The 17,342-nt window shown below is 70.9% G+C and carries 17 protein-coding genes; 10 read left to right on the plus strand and 7 right to left on the minus strand.

Going from position 1 to position 17,342, the window contains the following annotated elements:
• The 3 genes from ACGFR7_RS14985 to ACGFR7_RS14995 all read right to left on the minus strand — a co-directional run bounded on the left by ACGFR7_RS14985 (window position 1) and on the right by ACGFR7_RS14995 (window position 4,437).
• On the minus strand, window positions 1–2,322 hold the full coding sequence (locus ACGFR7_RS14985; protein ID WP_393318184.1) for a germacradienol/geosmin synthase: 2,322 nt from the start codon (window positions 2,320–2,322) through the stop codon (window positions 1–3).
• Window positions 2,323–2,476: 154 nt separating this feature from the next.
• Window positions 2,477–3,406, minus strand: coding sequence for a RimK family alpha-L-glutamate ligase (locus ACGFR7_RS14990; protein WP_393318187.1), 930 nt, complete (start codon window positions 3,404–3,406; stop codon window positions 2,477–2,479).
• Window positions 3,403–4,437: a RimK family alpha-L-glutamate ligase gene (locus ACGFR7_RS14995; protein ID WP_393318190.1), complete on the minus strand. Its 1,035-nt coding sequence runs from the start codon at window positions 4,435–4,437 to the stop codon at window positions 3,403–3,405. The genes ACGFR7_RS14990 and ACGFR7_RS14995 overlap by 4 nt, the downstream gene beginning before the upstream one ends.
• 407 nt (window positions 4,438–4,844) lie before the next feature.
• Between ACGFR7_RS14995 and ACGFR7_RS15000 the strand changes: the two genes are divergently transcribed.
• The 3 genes from ACGFR7_RS15000 (at window position 4,845) to rocD (ending at window position 7,610) form a co-directional block, all read left to right on the plus strand.
• A complete protein-coding gene (locus ACGFR7_RS15000; RefSeq protein WP_393318193.1) occupies window positions 4,845–5,339 on the plus strand; it encodes an Lrp/AsnC family transcriptional regulator in 495 nt (164 codons plus the stop codon).
• Between the two features lie 214 nt (window positions 5,340–5,553).
• On the plus strand, window positions 5,554–6,378 hold the full coding sequence (ddaH, locus tag ACGFR7_RS15005; RefSeq protein WP_393318580.1) for a dimethylargininase: 825 nt from the start codon (window positions 5,554–5,556) through the stop codon (window positions 6,376–6,378).
• Entirely contained in the window at window positions 6,375–7,610 is a 1,236-nt protein-coding gene (gene rocD / locus ACGFR7_RS15010; protein ID WP_393318196.1) for an ornithine--oxo-acid transaminase, read from the plus strand. Before ddaH ends, rocD begins: the two co-directional genes overlap by 4 nt.
• Window positions 7,611–7,679: 69 nt before the next feature.
• Here rocD and ACGFR7_RS15015 read toward each other — a convergent pair whose 3' ends face one another.
• Together ACGFR7_RS15015 and ACGFR7_RS15020 are read right to left on the minus strand one after the other, a co-directional pair.
• Window positions 7,680–8,084 carry a hypothetical protein gene (locus ACGFR7_RS15015; RefSeq protein ID WP_393318199.1) on the minus strand — a complete coding sequence of 135 codons (405 nt, stop codon included), beginning with the start codon at window positions 8,082–8,084 and terminating at the stop codon, window positions 7,680–7,682.
• 179 nt (window positions 8,085–8,263) lie between these two features.
• On the minus strand, window positions 8,264–8,806 hold the full coding sequence (locus tag ACGFR7_RS15020) for a CGNR zinc finger domain-containing protein (protein ID WP_393318202.1): 543 nt from the start codon (window positions 8,804–8,806) through the stop codon (window positions 8,264–8,266).
• Between the two features lie 652 nt (window positions 8,807–9,458).
• Between ACGFR7_RS15020 and ACGFR7_RS15025 the strand changes: the two genes are divergently transcribed.
• A complete protein-coding gene (locus ACGFR7_RS15025) occupies window positions 9,459–9,920 on the plus strand; it encodes a nuclear transport factor 2 family protein (protein ID WP_393318583.1) in 462 nt (153 codons plus the stop codon).
• A gap of 155 nt (window positions 9,921–10,075) precedes the next feature.
• Here the strand turns inward: ACGFR7_RS15025 and ACGFR7_RS15030 are convergent, their stop codons facing one another.
• Window positions 10,076–11,464: a PLP-dependent aminotransferase family protein gene (locus tag ACGFR7_RS15030; protein ID WP_393318205.1), complete on the minus strand. Its 1,389-nt coding sequence runs from the start codon at window positions 11,462–11,464 to the stop codon at window positions 10,076–10,078.
• Window positions 11,465–11,762: 298 nt separating this feature from the next.
• On the opposite strand from ACGFR7_RS15030, the gene ACGFR7_RS15035 reads away from it, so the two are divergent.
• The 4 genes from ACGFR7_RS15035 (at window position 11,763) to ACGFR7_RS15050 (ending at window position 14,658) form a co-directional block, all read left to right on the plus strand.
• Window positions 11,763–12,584 carry a methyltransferase domain-containing protein gene (locus ACGFR7_RS15035; RefSeq protein WP_393318208.1) on the plus strand — a complete coding sequence of 274 codons (822 nt, stop codon included), beginning with the start codon at window positions 11,763–11,765 and terminating at the stop codon, window positions 12,582–12,584.
• A gap of 127 nt (window positions 12,585–12,711) precedes the next feature.
• Complete coding sequence (locus ACGFR7_RS15040) at window positions 12,712–12,939, plus strand: hypothetical protein (RefSeq protein ID WP_393318211.1); 228 nt, start codon at window positions 12,712–12,714, stop codon at window positions 12,937–12,939.
• 294 nt (window positions 12,940–13,233) lie between these two features.
• Window positions 13,234–13,485, plus strand: a complete 252-nt coding sequence (locus ACGFR7_RS15045; protein WP_086716653.1) for a hypothetical protein — start codon at window positions 13,234–13,236, stop codon at window positions 13,483–13,485.
• A gap of 12 nt (window positions 13,486–13,497) precedes the next feature.
• The gene (locus ACGFR7_RS15050; RefSeq protein WP_393318585.1) at window positions 13,498–14,658 is read left to right on the plus strand and encodes a flotillin family protein; all 1,161 of its coding nucleotides are present in this window, start codon (window positions 13,498–13,500) and stop codon (window positions 14,656–14,658) included.
• Between the two features lie 113 nt (window positions 14,659–14,771).
• Here the strand turns inward: ACGFR7_RS15050 and ACGFR7_RS15055 are convergent, their stop codons facing one another.
• A complete protein-coding gene (locus ACGFR7_RS15055; RefSeq protein ID WP_393318214.1) occupies window positions 14,772–15,302 on the minus strand; it encodes a MarR family winged helix-turn-helix transcriptional regulator in 531 nt (176 codons plus the stop codon).
• Between the two features lie 331 nt (window positions 15,303–15,633).
• Between ACGFR7_RS15055 and ACGFR7_RS15060 the strand changes: the two genes are divergently transcribed.
• Together ACGFR7_RS15060 and ACGFR7_RS15065 are read left to right on the plus strand one after the other, a co-directional pair.
• Window positions 15,634–16,872: a cytochrome P450 gene (locus tag ACGFR7_RS15060; RefSeq protein ID WP_393318217.1), complete on the plus strand. Its 1,239-nt coding sequence runs from the start codon at window positions 15,634–15,636 to the stop codon at window positions 16,870–16,872.
• Between the two features lie 185 nt (window positions 16,873–17,057).
• Window positions 17,058–17,273 (plus strand): ferredoxin, encoded by a 216-nt coding sequence (locus ACGFR7_RS15065; RefSeq protein ID WP_393318220.1) that lies wholly within the window; start codon window positions 17,058–17,060, stop codon window positions 17,271–17,273.
• The last annotated feature ends 69 nt before the right edge of the window (window positions 17,274–17,342 follow it).

Raw genomic sequence — 17,342 nt, forward strand, 5'->3', positions numbered from 1 at the left:
CTACCCCACCCCCGCGACCGACGCCCTGAAGAGGCGGGCCGCCGACATCCCCAGCCCGGTCGGCGCGGTCAGCCGCCCCGGCGAACCCACGGGATGACGCAGCTCGGCCTCGGTGTAGCGCAGGCAGCCCCGGTGCCAGGTGAGGATGCCGGCCAGCCAGTTCTCCAGCTCGTGGACGTAGCCGTCGAGTGCCTTGCGGGCCTCGGGCGAGAGGTCGAAGTCGTCGCAGACGACCGGGAGTTCATGGGCCGCGACGTGCTGGAACTCGTGCATACGCGAGGTCATGAGGTCATTGATGATGTTCAGCGCGGTCGGGTAGTCGCAGTCGAAGAAGTTCTGGACGACCAGGATGCCGTTGTGGATCTCGCCCTCGTATTCGATCTCCTTCTGGTAGGAGAAGACGTCGTTCAGCAGACAGGCGTAGTCGGCCGCGGCGTTCTCCAGGGAGCGCAGGGTGCGGGTGCGGTAGATCTCCGGCGGGATCTGCCGGCCGTGGCCGATGCGGCACAGGCTCATGGTGAGGTCGGAACCGAAGGTCGCGCGGCGCATCTCGATGTAGTCGACGGGGTCGGGGATGCGGTGGTGAAGCTGGTTGTCGAGCTCCCAGAGCCAGCCGGCCGTCATCGTGTCGACGGCTTCACGGAACATCCGGCGCGCCTCGGGGGTCATCGGTCCCGCCGTACGTGTCCACAGGTCGGCCAGCCCGCGTTCCATCGCGTTGGCCGGCTCGGGCACGGCGGCCGAGGGGTCGAGCGGCATCAACGCCGACAGCCGCTCGGTGCACACCTTGGCCGAGGCGATATCGCGGGTCCGGCCGAAGACCTGCGGGTAGTAGTCGTCGGCGTAGGTGCCCCAGGCCAGCCAGGCGGCGTCCAGATCCAGTTGTTCCGGAGTGGCGTCCGGGTGGAGGCCGGCCGCACACAGCGCCAGGTCGTAGCGGACCATGGCGGGCTCGTCCCAGATATCGGACAGCGGCACCCCGGGCTGCGGGCCGAAGATGCCCATCCGGTGCGCCCATGCGACGACGCGGCGGCGGGCGCCCTCCAGGTGCGGGCTGAGGGTGGTGGTGAACGGCATGAAGAAGTCGGGGATGCGCGAGGGGCCGACCTTCTGGTGCGGGACATGGGTGGCGCTGCGGAGACGGCGCGCAGCGGGCGCGGTCGGCTGCCCCTCGGCCGCGGCCGGTTGCCCATCGGCCGTGGTCAGCGGCGTACCTGCCGTGGTCAGCCGCGCTCCTGCCGTGGTCAGCGCGGTCCTCGGATCCGCCGCCGAGGTGCCGAGTCCGCCCAAGGAGAAGGGCGACCAGGGCCGCGAGGTGTGGGCCGCGGAGCCGCCGCCGTTCATATAGCGGCTGGAGCGCATATGCCATTCGTGGCCGCCCGACTGCCAGTCCTGGAGCCCCTTGGCGTACGCCAGCACCTCCGCACAGGACTTGGGGTCCAGGACCCGTTCCAGGAAGAGCGCGGGGAGTTCGGTGACCACGGTGTTCTCGAACTGCTGCAGCCGCGAGGTGATCAGATCGTTGACGGCGTCCGCGGCCTCCTGGGTGGTGCAGTTCAAGAAGGTCTCCAGCACCAGGACGCCATTGCTCAGCTCACCCTCCTCCTCCGTCTCCCGCTGATAGGAGAAGAGGTCGTTGCGCAGATGCACCCCGTCGGAGAAGGTGTCGCGCAGCACCCGCAGCGGACGGGAGCCGGCCACGGCCGCGGGCACCTCGGCGCCGGTCGCATACTCCACCAGGCCCGCCGACCAGGGCGCGCCCCCGACCTTGCGGCGCATCTCGATGTATTCGACGGGGTTGGGCACGCGGTGGATGTTGATGTTGGACAGTTCCCACAGCGACTCGTTGAGCAGATGCTCGGTGCTCTCGGCGAACCGCTTCCGCCACGCCATGGACATGTGCGGCACCGTGCGCGCCCAGAGATCGGCGAGCCCCGCCTCGACGGGGTTGACGGGTTCGGGAACGGCCGCGGTCAGCTCCATCGGCATGAAGGCGGGCAGCCGGTCGAGGTATTTCTTGCCGCCCTCCCGGTCGAGCGTCCGCTTGAACTTCTCCAGGAAGTGGTCGTCGAAGAAGAAAACCCAGACGTACCAGTCGGTCACCAGTGAGAGCGCGTCCGCGTCGCAGTCCGGGTGGGTGTAGGAACACAGCAGGGCGTAGTCGTGGGCGTCGAGGTCCTTCTCCTCCCAGATGTTCGAGCCCTCCAGCATCCCCATGTCGCGGGCCCACTTCTTGGAGTGCGTACGCGCCGTCTCCAGATGCGGGTTCAACCGCGCCGGGTAGGGCGTATAGAAGTCAGGCAGTTCGAATGGCTGTGTCACCGTTGCCGGCCTCTCCCCTTACGTAAGGAAGGAAGGCGCGGGGAACCACGCCCTCCAGACGGAGCAGCGCTACCCCAGGGGTCAACGCGTTAGGCCTTACGGAGGAGGAGCTTCCGCCACCGATCCACTTCGGTTCGGCGCCTACCGAACGGGGCTATTTCTCGCCGACTTCTGCCGCTTTTCTTTCGCCGGCATCGAGGTCCCGGCCTCTTGCGGCCGTGCGCAGGGCGAGCTGTGCCAGCGCCTCCGGGGCGCCTGCCTGGCCGCGGATGCCGGGGAAGGCATTGATGTCCACGATGAGGGGCGCACCGCCACCGGCGTCGAGAACGTCCACCCCGTAGACGTCCAGACCGAAGATCTCGCCGGCCCGGAGCGCGGCGCCGGTCCAGCCGTCGGGCAGCTCGCCCACCGGCAGCGGCAGTGTCGGTCCGCGGCCGTCCGGAGACAGCTCCGACCGGCGCAATCCGGCGAAGAGCCGCCCGTCGACCACCCACAGCTTGTGGTCCCAGCCGCTGTTCGCGGTGAACTCCTGGACCACCACCGGCTCATCGGCCCAGTCAGCGGCCAGCTCCCGCAGCCGTACGGCGCTGTCGGCGCGGGCCACGAGGTCATGGCGCCGGCTGAACCGGCTCTTGATGACCAGGGGCCCGTCCGGTTCACCGGCCGCGGCCAGCTCCCCGACCGTGGCCACGGCGGCGGTACCGGCGAACGGCAGCCCGGCCGCGCGGGCCACCGCCGCCATCTCGACCCGGTCCTGGCATCGCGCGGTCGCCGCCGCGGAGTTGAGCACCGGGGCGCCGTGCTCCTCCAGGAGGGCGGCAAGCGCCAGCGCCCGGGGCGTACGCGCCTTGAGGAGGTAGACATCGGCGAGCGGGAAGAGATCGCGCGAGAGGGAGCCGGACGAGAAGGAACCGGGCGGGGAAGAGCCGAACGAGGAAGAGCCGGGCGGGGAAAGGACCGGATCCGGGTCCTGCCCCTCGCCGCCCGGGTCCAGCCATACGACCTGGTGCTCCGGGGTCAGCAGCTCGGTGACCGCGGCCAGCAGCGGATGCCCGGGATCCGCGGTGACCAGCCCGATCCTCACCGGCCGCCACCGATCGAGGCCGCGGGCCGGCTGGGGCGGGGTACGGGCGGAGCGGTGATCGGGGGCGTCGCGGGGGCCGCGGCGGCGCCCGGCTTCGCCGTGGCCGGCGCCGCCGAGGGCTGTTCGCCCGCCATCTGCCCGGTCGTCAGCGGCTCACTGCCCGGCTGCCCGAGGGCCGGCCCGGCCGCCTGCACCGCCCTGCCGTGACGGGCGAGGTCCAGGATCGCGGCGGACACCCGCGCGACCGCGTCCGGCACCTGACGGAAGCTCGGGAAGTCATTGATGTCCACGACCACCGGGCCGTCCGGTCCGAGCAGAATGTCGACCCCGTACAGATCGAGGCCGAACACCGTGCCGATCTCGGCGGTGATCCGGGCGATGTCGGGGGTGAGCGGCACCTGACGTTCGCGGACGGCGTGCGCGGGATGCAGCGGAGAGCACCGCTCGGTCGCGTACAGCTCGCCGGCGACGCTGTACACCTTCAGATCCGTACCGGAGTTGGGCACATAGGGCTGGGCGATGAGCAGCCCCCCGTCCGGCGCGCCCGGAGCACCTGCGCCGGCCTCCGCCGCGGGATCCAGCAGCCGGTCCGGCGTCGCCACCAGCCGCACGGCACGTCCGGAACTGCCGTCAGCGGGCTTCACCACGAGGGGGAACTCCGCCTCGGGGACCTTGGCGAACTCCTCGGGACGGGCCGCCGCATACGTCACCGGGACGGGCAGCCCGCTGCGGCGGGCGATCACCGCGGCCAGCGCCTTGTCGCGCACGCCGCGGATCGCCCGGACATCGTTCACCGTCGTCAGCCCGACGGAAGCGGCGGCTTCCAGAAGCGTCAGCCCCGGCCCGCCGGAAACGGTCTTGAGGACCCAGGCATCATGGCTGCCGGCCTGAATCGCCTCGGATATGGGGATGAGCGAGCGGCCTGGCCACAGCACATCCACCCGGTGCCCCCAGGCGCCGAGTTGGCGGACGACGTCCAACGGCATGCCGTCGTGGCGGTACTGCTCCTCCACCAGGAAGCAGAGTCTCATCGGGGCACCCTCATCATCGCCGCACGTCCGTCCACCGTCCGTCCGGCAGAACCATGACGTACCAGGATCCCATGCGGGTTCCGGCGGGGGTCGCGGGCCCACGCACCCGGCTCCGGCCCGGCTTCGGGCGAGGCCGGGCCACCTCGTCCGCCCTCCCGCCTTTGCGGCCTCCTCCTGGCCCGCTCGACTCCGCCCTCCAGCCCTCCGGCCTCCCGCTTGCCCGCCCACCCGCTCGTCCGCCCTCCCGCTTGCCCGCCACCCGCTCGTCCGCCCACCCGCTTCCCCGCGCCCCGCTACCGTGAGGCGACCACGACGGAGAGAGACCGGTACGGACCGGGCTCGGACTGGTTCGGACCATCACGGACCGGTGCGGACTCGTACGGACCAGCAGGATTTCGGGAGGCCCAGTGACCAACAAGGCCGCGCCCTTCGACGACCTCGACCGCAAGATCGTTACGGCGTTGATCGACAACGGCCGGGCGAGCTTTGCGGAGATCGGTGCGGCGATCGGGCTGTCGTCCACCGCGGTGAAGCGTCGGGTGGACCGGATGCGGGAGAACAACGTGATCACGGGGTTCACCGCTACCGTCCGGCCGGCCGCCCTGGGCTGGCTGACCGAGGCGTATGTCGAGGTGTACTGCGACGGCGCGGCGCCGCCCCGGCGGCTCGCGGAGGTGGTGCGCAACCATCCGGAGATCGCCGCGGCGATGACCGTGACCGGTGGCGCCGATGCGCTGCTGCACGTACGGGCGAAGGACGTCGAGCACTTCGAGGAAGTGCTCGAACGGATCAGGGCCGAGCCCTTCATCCGCAAGACGATCAGTTACATGGTGCTGTCCCATCTCCTGCCGGACAGCCCGGAGGCGGGCGCCAGCCAGCCCCCGGACGGCTCCTCGCCCTGACGCGAAGCACGCAGAAATCCGGCGCTCACCGGTACCACTACGCAGCATTCCTGCGCCGACGAGCAGCATTTGTTTCTTGTGACCCGAATCCGTCGCTCCTTACCGTGGAAGCACGCGGGTGACCCTCAGTGACAACCGGTCGCCCCGCAGTACCCCGCAGTGCCCCGCAGTACCCCGCAAGCCCGGTAAGAAGCGAAGGGAACGTCCCGTGTCGATGAGTCGTGTGTCGCGCCCCCGGCGCTATCTGGTCTGCGAGCCCAGACACTTCGATGTGCGTTACACGATCAATCCGTGGATGAGTGCGGACATCCCGGTGGACACCGCGCTCGCGGGGCGCCAGTGGGAGACGCTGATGAGCGCCTACCGCGACCACGGGCACACGGTGGAGAGCGTGCCGCCGGTGGCCACGCTGCCCGACATGGTGTTCGCGGCGAACTCCGCGCTCGTCGTGGGCGGCCGGGTCTTCGGCTCGTCCTTCCATGCGCCGCAGCGGCGGCCGGAGTCCGTGGAGTACGAGACCTGGTTCAAGGCGGCCGGGTACGACGTCTACCGGCCCGAGTCGCCGTGCGAGGGCGAGGGCGATCTCGTACCGGCCGGCCGCTACATCCTGGCGGGTACCGGCTTTCGCACCACGCCGGCCGCGCACCGCGAGGTCCAGGAGTTCTTCGGCGTACCGACCATCGGCCTGCAGCTGGTGGACCCGTACTTCTACCACCTGGACACCGCGCTGTTCGTCCTCGAGGAGACGGCGGAGACGGGCGAGGCCCATGTCGCCTACTACCCCGGGGCGTTCTCGACCGGCAGCCGCGAAGTGCTGCGACGGCTCTTCCCCGACGCGGTGCTCGCCACCCGGGACGACGCCGCGGCCTTCGGCCTCAACTCCGTCTCCGACGGCCGCCATGTCTTCATCGCCCCGCAGGCGACCGGCCTGATCGACCAGCTCAGCGCGCACGGTTATGTCCCCGTCCCCGTCGACCTCTCGGAGTTCCACAAGGCCGGCGGCGGCATCAAGTGCTGCACCCAGGAGATTCGCTCATGACCGCTCCCACCCGTACCGCCCGCGTGCACGCTCCCCGTTCGTCCGCGGAGCTGATCCAGGCCGAGGGCCCGGTCCTCGCGCACAATTACCACCCGCTGCCCGTGGTGGTCGCGCGCGCCGAAGGGGTCTGGGTCGAGGACGTCGAGGGGCGCCGCTACCTCGACATGCTGGCCGGCTACTCGGCGCTCAACTTCGGCCACCGGCACCCGGCCCTGATCGAGGCCGCGCACCGCCAGCTCGACCAACTCACCCTCACCTCCCGCGCCTTCCACAACGACCGGCTCGCCGGTTTCGCCGAAGGCCTGGCCGAACTGACCGGTCAGGACATGGTCCTGCCCATGAACACCGGCGCCGAGGCGGTGGAGAGCGGCATCAAGGTCGCGCGCAAGTGGGCGTACGACGTCAAGGGCGTCCCGGCGGACCGGGCGACGATCGTGGTGGCCGGCGGCAACTTCCACGGCCGGACGACCACCATCGTCGGCTTCTCCGACGACGACTCGGCCCGCGTCGGCTTCGGGCCCTTCGCCCCCGGCTTCCGCACCGTCCCCTACAACGATCTCGCCGCGCTCGAGGCGGCCGTGGACGAGACGACGGCCGCCGTACTGATCGAGCCCATCCAGGGCGAGGCGGGCGTCCTGATCCCCGACGACGGCTACCTCACCGGCGTACGCGAACTGACCCGGCGCGCCGGGTGCCTGTTCATCGCCGACGAGATCCAGTCCGGGCTGGGCCGCACCGGCACCACCCTGGCGGTCGAGCACGAGTCCGTGGTGCCGGATGTGCTGCTGCTCGGCAAGGCGCTCGGCGGCGGCATCGTCCCGGTCTCCGCGGTCGTCGCCCGCCGCGACGTGCTCGGCGTCCTGGGCCCCGGCCAGCACGGTTCGACCTTCGGCGGCAATCCCCTGGCGGCCGCGGTCGGTTCGGCCGTCGTCGAACTGCTCGCCACCGGGGAGTTCCAGCGCCGCGCCGCCGAACTGGGCGAGCAACTGCGCAGCGGTCTGGCCGCGCTGACCGGCAAGGGCGTGACCGGCTTCCGTGCCCGCGGCCTGTGGGCCGGTGTCGACATCGACCCCGCGCTCGGCACCGGCCGGGAGATCAGCGAACGCCTGCTCAAGGAAGGCATCCTGGTCAAGGACACCCATGGCTCGACGATCCGGCTGGCCCCGCCGCTGACCATCACCGGTGAGGAACTGGATGCGGCGCTGGGGAGCCTGGAGCGGGCGCTGGCCTGACCCCCGCCGGAAGGCCGACGCGGCCGCAGCTCGGGTGAGCTGCGGCCGCGTCGTGTCCGCGCGGTGACCCTAGAAGGAGCCGTTGCGGTTGATCATCTCCAGGCAGGCCTTGTGCGAGCTGCCCTTGAAACGGACACAGAGCGTGCTGCCGCTCGGCTGCAGCCCCGGGACGGTGTGGCCGACGATCTGGCCACCGGACCGCTTCGCCTTGAAGGAGTAGCTGTTCCCGCCGTCCGTCGTGGTGAGGTAGACGGTCGCAGACTTCCGGCTCTTGGGCGGGTTGGTCCAGGAGGCGGTGACAGTACCGGGGTTGGGCGTCCCGTCCCTGCCATCGGTCTTGATGCAGATCTGCGGCCCCGACCAGTCATGGGTGCAGGAGGATGCGGCGGCGTGCGCGGCCGGGGTGGTGGCAACCGCGCTCAGCGCGATCGTTCCGGCGACGGTCAGCGCACGGAGCAGCTTCGAACGGGTCATGTGTGGGGGGAATCCTCTCCTCGGTGTACCGGTGGAAGACACAACGGCCCCGCCACGAATGGGGCGTGGCAGGGACCGCGGTCGCGTAGTTGATCTTAGTAGGATCCTCGAACTCACGTGCCGCCAGAGGGGAGAACTGCCGCTCACCGCGACGGTGAACGGCCCGGGCCGGACGCCGGTCAGGCCCCGCGCGTCTTCGCGTAGTGGCGGGAGGCCTTCGCGCGGTTGCCGCAGGCGGCCATCGAGCACCAGCGGCGGGTGCCGTTCCGCGAGGTGTCGAAGAAGTGCAGGATGCACGCCCCGTGCGCGCAGCCGCGGATCCGGTCGGCGGCGGCGCGCAGCAGATCCAGGTAGTCACGGGTCGCGGTCCAGGCCGCACCCCAGGACGGATCCTCGAACTCCGCCACCTCGCCGGGGCCCTCGGGCGTCAGGGTGGCGCGGATCCGGCCATGAGCGAGTACGGCGTTGACGCCCTCGATGCCGGCCGTGCCGCCGGGGTCGTCGACGGCGACGGCAAGGGCCTCGCGGGCGAGCAGAACATGCTCCAGTGCGGCGGCGTCGGCGGGAAAGCGGCGGTCGAGACCGTTGCTCACGAGCCAGATGCGCAGCCCGTCGGGGCCGGTGAGCAGATCCTGGCTTACGCCGTCGGACATCCAGCGGGTGTTCAGCAGATCCAGCGAGACGGGCTCTCCGGTCAGAGGACGCGGGTCGAGTGCGGGCATGATCCCTGCCTCCTCCTTCTGGCGTCCGTCGTCTGACGTGCGCCTTCTGGCGTTCGTCGTCTGACGTCCGCGTCCCCTTGGGCTAACCACTCAAGAATACGTAAGTGGTTGCCCGACCACATCACTAACCCCTAACATTAATTTCGCCAGTTAGATCAGCGCTTGATCCGAGGAGCTGAGGGCCGTGGATGATCCGTACCACGAGGGTTCGCGCGCCGTGCAGGACCGGCTCGGCGGACGCGCCGCGGCCGATCACATCGGCCGCTCCATCGGGCCGGGCATCCGCGAGGTGGCCGCGGCCTTCCTCGGACTGCAGCCGATGCTGGTGATCGGCGCGAGGGACGAGGCGGGCCGGATGTGGATCTCGCTGCTCACCGGCGCCCCCGGATTCGTGCGGGCCACGGGCCCCCGCCGGATCGCGGTCACGGGCGGCCCGCCGGACGGCGACCCGCTCACCACGGCCCTCACCACCGAGGGAACCGACCTCGGCACCCTCGCCCTCGATCCCCGCACCCGGCGCCGGATGCGCCTCAACGGCACGATCGCACCGACGCCCCGCGGGTTCGTGGTGGCGTCCCTCCCGCGCCCCGAAGCCGGCCGCGGCCACGAGCCGCCCGGGTTCTCCCCTCACAGCCAAGAGAAGGAGCCCCCCATGGCACCACCACGCCCGCCCTTCCCGCCGTTCGACGAGCCGAGCGCGCTGCGGAAAGTCCAGGCGGCCGAGGACGCCTGGAACACCCGCGATCCGGAGCGGGTCGCCCTCGCCTACACCGAGGACTCGGTCTGGCGGAACCGGGACACCTTCCTCACCGGCCGCGACGAGATCATCGCGTTCCTGCACCAGAAGTGGGCCCGCGAGCTGGACTACGCGCTGCGCAAGGAGCTCTGGTCCTACAGCGGCAACCGCATCGCGGTGCGCTTCCAGTACGAGTCCCATGACGCGGCCGGCCAGTGGTGGCGCAGTTACGGCAACGAGCTCTGGGAATTCGACGAGGAAGGCCTGATGCGCCGCCGGGAGGCCGGCATCCACGATGTCGCGATCACCGGCGACGAACGCCGCATCTTCGGGCCCCGCCCGGAGGAGGAGAAGGGGCGGCCGCTTCCCTTCCGCTGATCAGGCGGCGGCGGGGAGCCTGCCGTCCGGACGCCCCTGAGCGGCGCAACCGAGGGGCCCGGCGCGACCGACACGACCGGCAGGCCCCCGCTCCCCGCTTCCTCCGCCCCACTCCCCGCTCGCTCCGGCCCCGCTCCCCGCTCCCTCCGCCCCGCTCACCCGCCCGTCAGCGCCTCCCCCAGGACAGCCACGCCCTCCGCGATCTCGCCCGGTGTGCGGGCGGCATAGCCGAGGACCAGGCCCGGCGCGGCAGGGAGTTGACGGTGCCAGGACAGCGGCTGGACCTTGACGCCGCGGGCGAGGGCCGCCGCGGCCAGGTCCGTATCGGAACCACGGCAAGCGCCCGGCGCAAAGGTGATCGTCAGATGCAGGCCGGCCGCCGCGCCGTGCACGGTCGCGCCCGGCAGATGGTCCCGGATAGCCGCGATCATGGCGTCCCGGCGCTGCCGGTGGCGCCGGCGCAGCAGTCGCAACCGGCGTTCCAGCTCGCCCGATTCCATCAGCCGGGCCAGCACCAGCTGCGGCAGTGCGGCGTTGCCGAGGTCCGCGAACCGTTTGGCGTCGACCAGCGCCTTGCGGTAGTGCGGCGGCGCCAGCACCCAGCCCACCCGCAGGGCGGGCGCGAGCAGCTTGGAGACGCTGCCGGCGTAGCAGACCTGATCGGCGAGGAGTGAGCGCAGCGCGGGGGCCGGCGCACGGTCGTAGCGGTGCTCGGCGTCGTAGTCGTCCTCGATGATCAGGCCGCCGTCGGCCGCCCAGCGCATCAGCTCGCGGCGCCGGGCGCCGTCGAGCACCACCCCCGTCGGGAACTGGTGCGCCGGGGTGAGCAGTACGGCCCGCGCACCGCTCGCCCGCAGCGCGTCGACCCGGATCCCGTACTCGTCGACCGGCACCGGCGGCGTCGCCTGCTGCCAGTGGCGCAGATGCTGTTGCGCTCCCAGGGATCCGGGATCCTCCACCGCGATCTCCCGGATCCCGTCCCGGTGCAGCACCTGGGCGATCAGGCCGAGGGCCTGCGCGGTACCGGAAACGATCAGCACATCGTCCGGGTCCGCCCGGATCCCGCGGTTACGGGCCAGCCAGTTGGCGACGGCCAGCCGCAGTGCGGGAGTGCCGCGGGGGTCCCCGTAACCGAGCTCGGGGGACGCAAGACCGGCGAGCACCGCGCGTTCGGCGCGAAGCCAGGACGCGCGGGGGAAGGCGGACAGGTCGGGTACGCCGGGCGAGAGATCGATCCGCGCGGGCGCGGTGCGGAGCTCGTCGAAGATCTCCGGGCCGGGCGGCGCGGCGAACGGAGTGACGGCTCGGTGCACGGACGGCACCGCCCCTGTGGCCCCCGCCGTGGCCGCCGCCATGGCCGTCACGGGCGCCGCGACGACCACGGTCCCGCCTCTCCGCCGCCCGGCGAGCTGCCCGTCCTCGGTCAGCCGCTGATACGCCTCGGTGATCACACCCCGCGATACCCGCAGCTCAGCGGCGAGTACCCGGGTGGCGGGCAGTCTGCTCCCGACCGGCAGCCGGCCGTCCGCGATCGCGCGTCGCAACTCCCGGGCGAGCCAGTCCGACCGGCCGCCCGCGGGCGCTTCCGCGATGTTCAGCTGCAGGAAGTCGGAGGAGCCGGACGGCCCGGAGGCCCGGGCAGGGGGCGATGAGGCGGCGGACGAGGACGCCGCGGACGAGGAAGACGAAGAAGCCGAAGAAGCCGAAGAAGCCGAGGGAGCCGAAGAAGCCGAGGGAGCCGAAGGAGCCGAAGGAGCCGAGCACATTGGCGGAGTTATGGACCGGTCGGTGAGCCGTTCTTTGGACCTGTGCACCGGGCCATTGTCCCGGCACGGTGAAGCCATGGATATGAACACGGCCTACGTCCACGGCTACTTGCCCCGCGAGGCCCGGCGCCTCTGCGACCAGGCGGACACTCTGGCTCCCTTGCTGCACACCGGAACGGCGTACCCCGCCGGCAGCTGGGTCCTGGAGGTCGGCTGCGGGGTGGGCGCGCAGACCGTACATCTGGCCAGGAACAGCCCGGGGGCGCGAATCGTCGCGGTCGACCGTTCCGAGAAGTCGCTGGCCCAGGCCCGCGCCTACGTGACGGAGCAGGAGCCCGATGCCGACGTGACATGGCGGGCCGCCGACCTGCACCATCTCCCCTTCAAGGAGGCCGAGTTCGACCACATCTTCGCCTGCTTCGTGCTGGAACACCTTTGGGAACCCGACCGGGCACTGGCCACGCTGCGCCGTCTCCTGCGCCCCGGCGGGACGCTCACCGTGATCGAGGGCGACCACGGCTCGGTGGTCTTCCATCCGGACAGCCTGCACGCCCATGAGGTGATCGGCCATCAGGTACGCCTGCAGGCCGCGGCCGGCGGCAATGCGCTGCTGGGACGGGAGTTGCAGCCGCTGCTCACCAGCGCCGGATTCGGCGAGGTGGTCATCCGCCCGCGTACCGTCTACGCCGACCGGACCCGGCCCGCCCTGGTGGACGGCTTCACCCGGAACACCTTCATCGCCATGGTCGAATCGGTCCGGGACGATGCCCTGGGCCTCGGTCTGACCACCGCCGCCGACTGGGACCGGGGAATCACCGATCTGCGGCGGTCCGCGGAAGGTGACGGAACCTTCCACTACACCTTCTTCAAGGCCGTGGCCGTCAACCCGATGACGTAGGGGCGCGGGGGGCCGTAGGGGGCCATGGGGGCGCAGGGCCGAGCCCTGCGTGGCGTGGCGCGGGCCCCGGACGGAAGGCTCCCACCCGGCCCGTACCGCACGCGACAGCGAAGCGAGCAGGCCGGCCATGCCCGACTCCTGCCTGACAGCGATCTCGACCCGTCCGCCGCGGCGCGCCCTGCAGCAGCACCACGCCGCCATCACCGCCCGCGGCGCCCGGCTGGTGGCCATATCGCCGCAAGTCCCCGATGGATCACTCACCCTCACCGAAAGGCACGCGCTCACCGACTACACCTCACGCGCCGAACCGTCCGACATCCTCGCCGCCCTCGACGCATTGCCCCCGACACGCTGAATTCCGCACGGCACCTCTGCAACCGACCCGCCCGCCATTTCATCCACCACCCACCCCCTCACCTACGCTCCCCCCGCTCACTCACGCTCGCCCACCCCCTCAACCGCTCCCCCACCCCCTCAATCGCTGACTCACTCGCTCGCGGAAATTCCGCACTTCATTTGCAGATGTCTTAACGGGAAATTGACTGCCGTGGCGTGTTGCACCAACTCGCCACCAACCCCCCATAGGCCGCCGCGTGCCGGAGCGCTATGGTCGGATTTCCAGGAACGTAACGGGGGAGGTCAGCCGCGGATGGCACAGGACGATGCCGTAATCGGCTGTACGGGAGTGCTGCTGATCGGCACGCGCGGGGCGGCCGGCCCCGGTGAGGTCCTGGTACGGATCAGAGGCGGTAGCGAGGCCTTTCTCGCCTGGTCCGCCGAGCCCCTTCCGGTAGGGGCGACCGTGCTCGTGATCGAGTCGCGTGGCAGTCGTCAGGTCGACGTCATGGAGTGGGCCGATCCGTTGGACGCGTTGTCCGGCAATGCCGGCGACGCCGGTTGAGGAGATATGAGGATGTTCGGTTACCGCGTTCCCGCCCCCGATCAAGCCATGCTGATCTCGGGAGGCAGGCGTGGACAGGGGGGCGCGCCATTCCGAGTGGTGACCGGGCACGGAAAGTTCGTGCTTCCGGTCTTCCGCAAGGTCCGCTTTCTGACCCTGGCGATGTGTGAGTCGGAGGTCGCCGAGACCTGCGTGACCCGGCAGGGCATCGCGCTGACGGTGCGCGCCGTCATCGCGTTCAAGGTCGGCAACGACACCGAGAGCGTGGTCAACGCCGGTCAGCGGTTCCTGTCCGACCAGGACCAGATGTCGGTACTGACCGGCCGGATCTTCGCCGGTCATCTGCGCTCCATCATCGGTTCGATGACGGTCGAGGAGATCGTCACCGAGCGGCAGAAGCTGGCCACCGAGGTCCTGGAGACGTCCAAGACCGAGATGGCGAAGATCGGCCTGATCGTCGACTCGTTGCAGATCCAGTCGATCGACGACGGCGACACCGGCTATATCGAGGCGATGTCCGCCCCGCACAAGGCGGCCATCCAGCAGCAGGCGCAGATCGCCCAGGCCCAGGCCACCCAGGCTTCGGTCGAGGCACAGCAGGAGGCCGCGCGTAATCAGGCCGAATACTCCCGGCAGACCGCGGTGGTCCAGGCCGAGTACTCCGCCGAGGTGGACCGCGCCCAGGCCCACGCCGCACAGGCCGGTCCGCTCGCGCAGGCCCATGCACAGCAGGAAGTCCTCGCCGCACAGACCGAACTCGCCGAGCGCGCGGCGCAGCTGCGTCAGCAGGAGCTGGTGGCCGAGGTCGTCAAGCCCGCCGAGGCGGAGGCCGAGCGCATCCGGCTGCTGGCCATGGCCGAGGCGGAGCGGATGAAGATCCAGGCCGAGGCCGCCGCGTCGCACGACCGCGTGGCCCTGGACCGGATGCTGATCGACCAGCTCCCGCAGATCGTCAAGGAAGCCTCCGCGGGCCTGGCCAACGCCAATGTCAATGTCCTCAACGGCACCGACGGTCTGGGCGAGATCGCCGCGGGCCTGGTCGGCCAGGGGCTGACCATCCTCGACTCGGTCCGCCGCAACCTCGGCGCCCCCGAGGGGCAGGACGGCAAGACCGACAAGAACGGTGGCACCGCCGCGCAGCAGGGCCACAGCGGCCGGGTCGAAATCGAGTAGAGCCCGAAACGGGGAGCAAGCAGGGAGCGAGTAGTACCCGAGGGAGCGAGCAGTGGCTCCGGGCAGGGTGGGCCCCGGGGGCCCAGGGGGACACCCCTGGGCCCCCGCGCCGCTCACATCCCCGCCCCGATCGCACCCCCGCCCCGATCGCACCCCCGCCCCCGCGGCCGGTCTTCCGCCGCGTGCTTGTGGCGGGCGTGGGAGACCAGATGGTTGAGCACGGCGACGGTGGTGGCGATCTCGGCGTCGTCGAAGCCGGCAAGCGCCTCTTGGAGGCCGGTCTGGCTGGTGTGCTGGAGGCGGCCCAGGACGGCCTTGCCGTGGGGCGTGATCGCCACCTGCCGGGCGCGGCGGTCGACGGAATCCGGGGTCCGTTCGACCAGGTCCTGGGACTCCAACTGGCTGATCTGGCGAGTGACATGCGGCGGCTCGACCATCAGCAGTGCGGCCAGGTCGCCGACCCGGCTGACCCCGCCGCTGTCCTCCAGGGCCATCAGCAGCCAGAGGTCGGAGCGCGCCGCCGTGACTCCCGCCTCGGCCGCCTGGCGCTCGTGTGCCCGGGAGCGGGTGAGCAGGTAGGACAGCGTGGCCAGCACTCTTTGCAGTGCGGCTATGGGGTCCTGGTCTCTTCCGGCGTCCGGCATGCAGGCACTTTAGCTGCCCTTGGGGCGCCCGGATCCGCCCTGTGGCACGTCGTCCCGGTGGCGCGCGTCCGCTCGGTTTGAGCCAACCTCGGGGGCGCCTTGATCACCTCTTCCCTCCCCCGTTCGCGGTGAGTTAACGTGTGAACAACTTACTTGCTTAAGTTAGGTAACTAGAGATGACGCAGCCCTCAGCGACCGTGATCTCACTGGTCACGGCTGGTCACGGCGGTGCCGAGGTGGTTACCGAGTTCGCAGAGCCCGTCGAGGAAAAGCGCTACCCGCACCGTTCGCCACGGCAGTGCCGTGCCCCGATCGTGGAAGGACCAGCCGCATGACGACTGCAGAACGTACCGAGGCGGAGCACGACACCGGCCCGGCCGCAGGCCTCGCCCCCCTTGCCGTCCCGGCCACACGGGCCGAAGGCTGTCCCTTCGATCCCGCGCCCGGCGTCGAACGGGCCCGCCGGGAGGAACCGATCACCCGGGCCACGCTCTGGGACGGCTCCGCCTGTTGGCTGGTGACCCGGCATCAGGACGTACGGGAGGTGCTGGGTGACCCGCGGTTCAGCGCCGACGCGACCCGGCCCGGCTTCCCCTTCCTCACCGCGGGCGGGCGGGAACTCGCCACCACCAAACCGACGTTCATCCGCCAGGACGACCCCGAGCATGCGCGGCTGCGCCGGATGCTCACCGCCGACTTCATGGTGAAGAAGGTGGAGGCGATGCGCCCCGAGGTGCAGCGCCTCACCGATGACCTGCTCGACCGGATGACCGCGGGGCGCGACTCGGCGGATCTGGTGGCCGAATTCGCGCTGCCGCTGCCGTCCCTGGTGATCTGCCTGCTGCTCGGCGTCCCGTATGACGACCACGAGTTCTTCCAGGGCTGCAGCAGCCGGTTGCTCAGCCTCCGGTCGACGGCCGAGGAGGTGCGTGGCGCGCAGGAGGATCTGCGGCGCTACCTGACCCGGCTCGCCGAGTCCAAACGGCGCGAGCCGGACGACGGCATCGTCAGCCGGCTGGTCGCCCGCGGCGATCTCGACGACGAGGAAGTCGCTTCCATGGGGCGCCTGTTGCTGATCGCGGGCCATGAGACCACCGCCAACATGACCGCGCTGTCCACCCTCGCCCTGCTGCGCAACCCCGACCAGCTGAAGCGGCTGCGTGCGGACCCCTCGCTGATCAAGGGGGCCGTCGAGGAGCTGCTGCGCTATCTGACGATCGTGCACAACGGTCTTCCGCGGGTCGCCACCGAGGATGTCACGATCGGCGGCCGCACCATCCGGGCCGGCGAGGGCGTGCTGTGCACCCTCAACTCCGCCAACCGTGACGACGACGTGTTCCCCGGGGGCGACGCACTCGATGTCGGCCGCGATGTCCGGCGTCATGTCGCCTTCGGCTTCGGCGTCCACCAGTGCCTGGGCCAGCCGCTCGCCCGGGTGGAACTGCAGATCGCCGTCGAGACGCTGCTGCGCCGCCTGCCGGACCTGCGGCTCGCCATCCCCTTCGAGGACGTCCGGTTCCGTCACGACATGGGGATCTACGGGGTGCACGCTCTGCCGGTCGCGTGGTGAGCAGCCCGCTTCGTCACCCGTCCCGTGCCCGGTTCCGTCACCGGCTCCGCCCCCGTTCCGTCAGCGGCCCCCCTCCGGCACCTCGCCCTACCTGTCTTCCCGTCCAACCCGTCCAGCCCGTCCAACCCGTCCAGCCCGTCCGCCCACGGCCCTCAGCAGCCCGGCGGCCCATCGTGGGGAGAACCATGCGCGTACACATCGACCAGGAGAAGTGCTGCGGCGCCGGAAGCTGTGTGCTGTCCGCACCGGAGGTGTTCGACCAGCGTGAGGAGGACGGCATCGTCGTCCTCCTCGATGCCGAACCGCCGGCCGGGCTCCATGACGCGGTCCATGAGGCCGTGGCCATCTGCCCGGCCGCGGCGATCTCGGTCGAACAGGCGGACCGGGCGGGGCTGGTCTAGGCGACAGGCCCCGGGACCGGCCAGGCCGGCCGGGACCCGCCGGCCCCGAACCTGGCGGATCCGGTTCGG

This window comes from Streptomyces sp. NPDC048516 (assembly GCF_043199875.1).
Classification (GTDB): Bacteria; Actinomycetota; Actinomycetes; order Streptomycetales; family Streptomycetaceae; genus Streptomyces.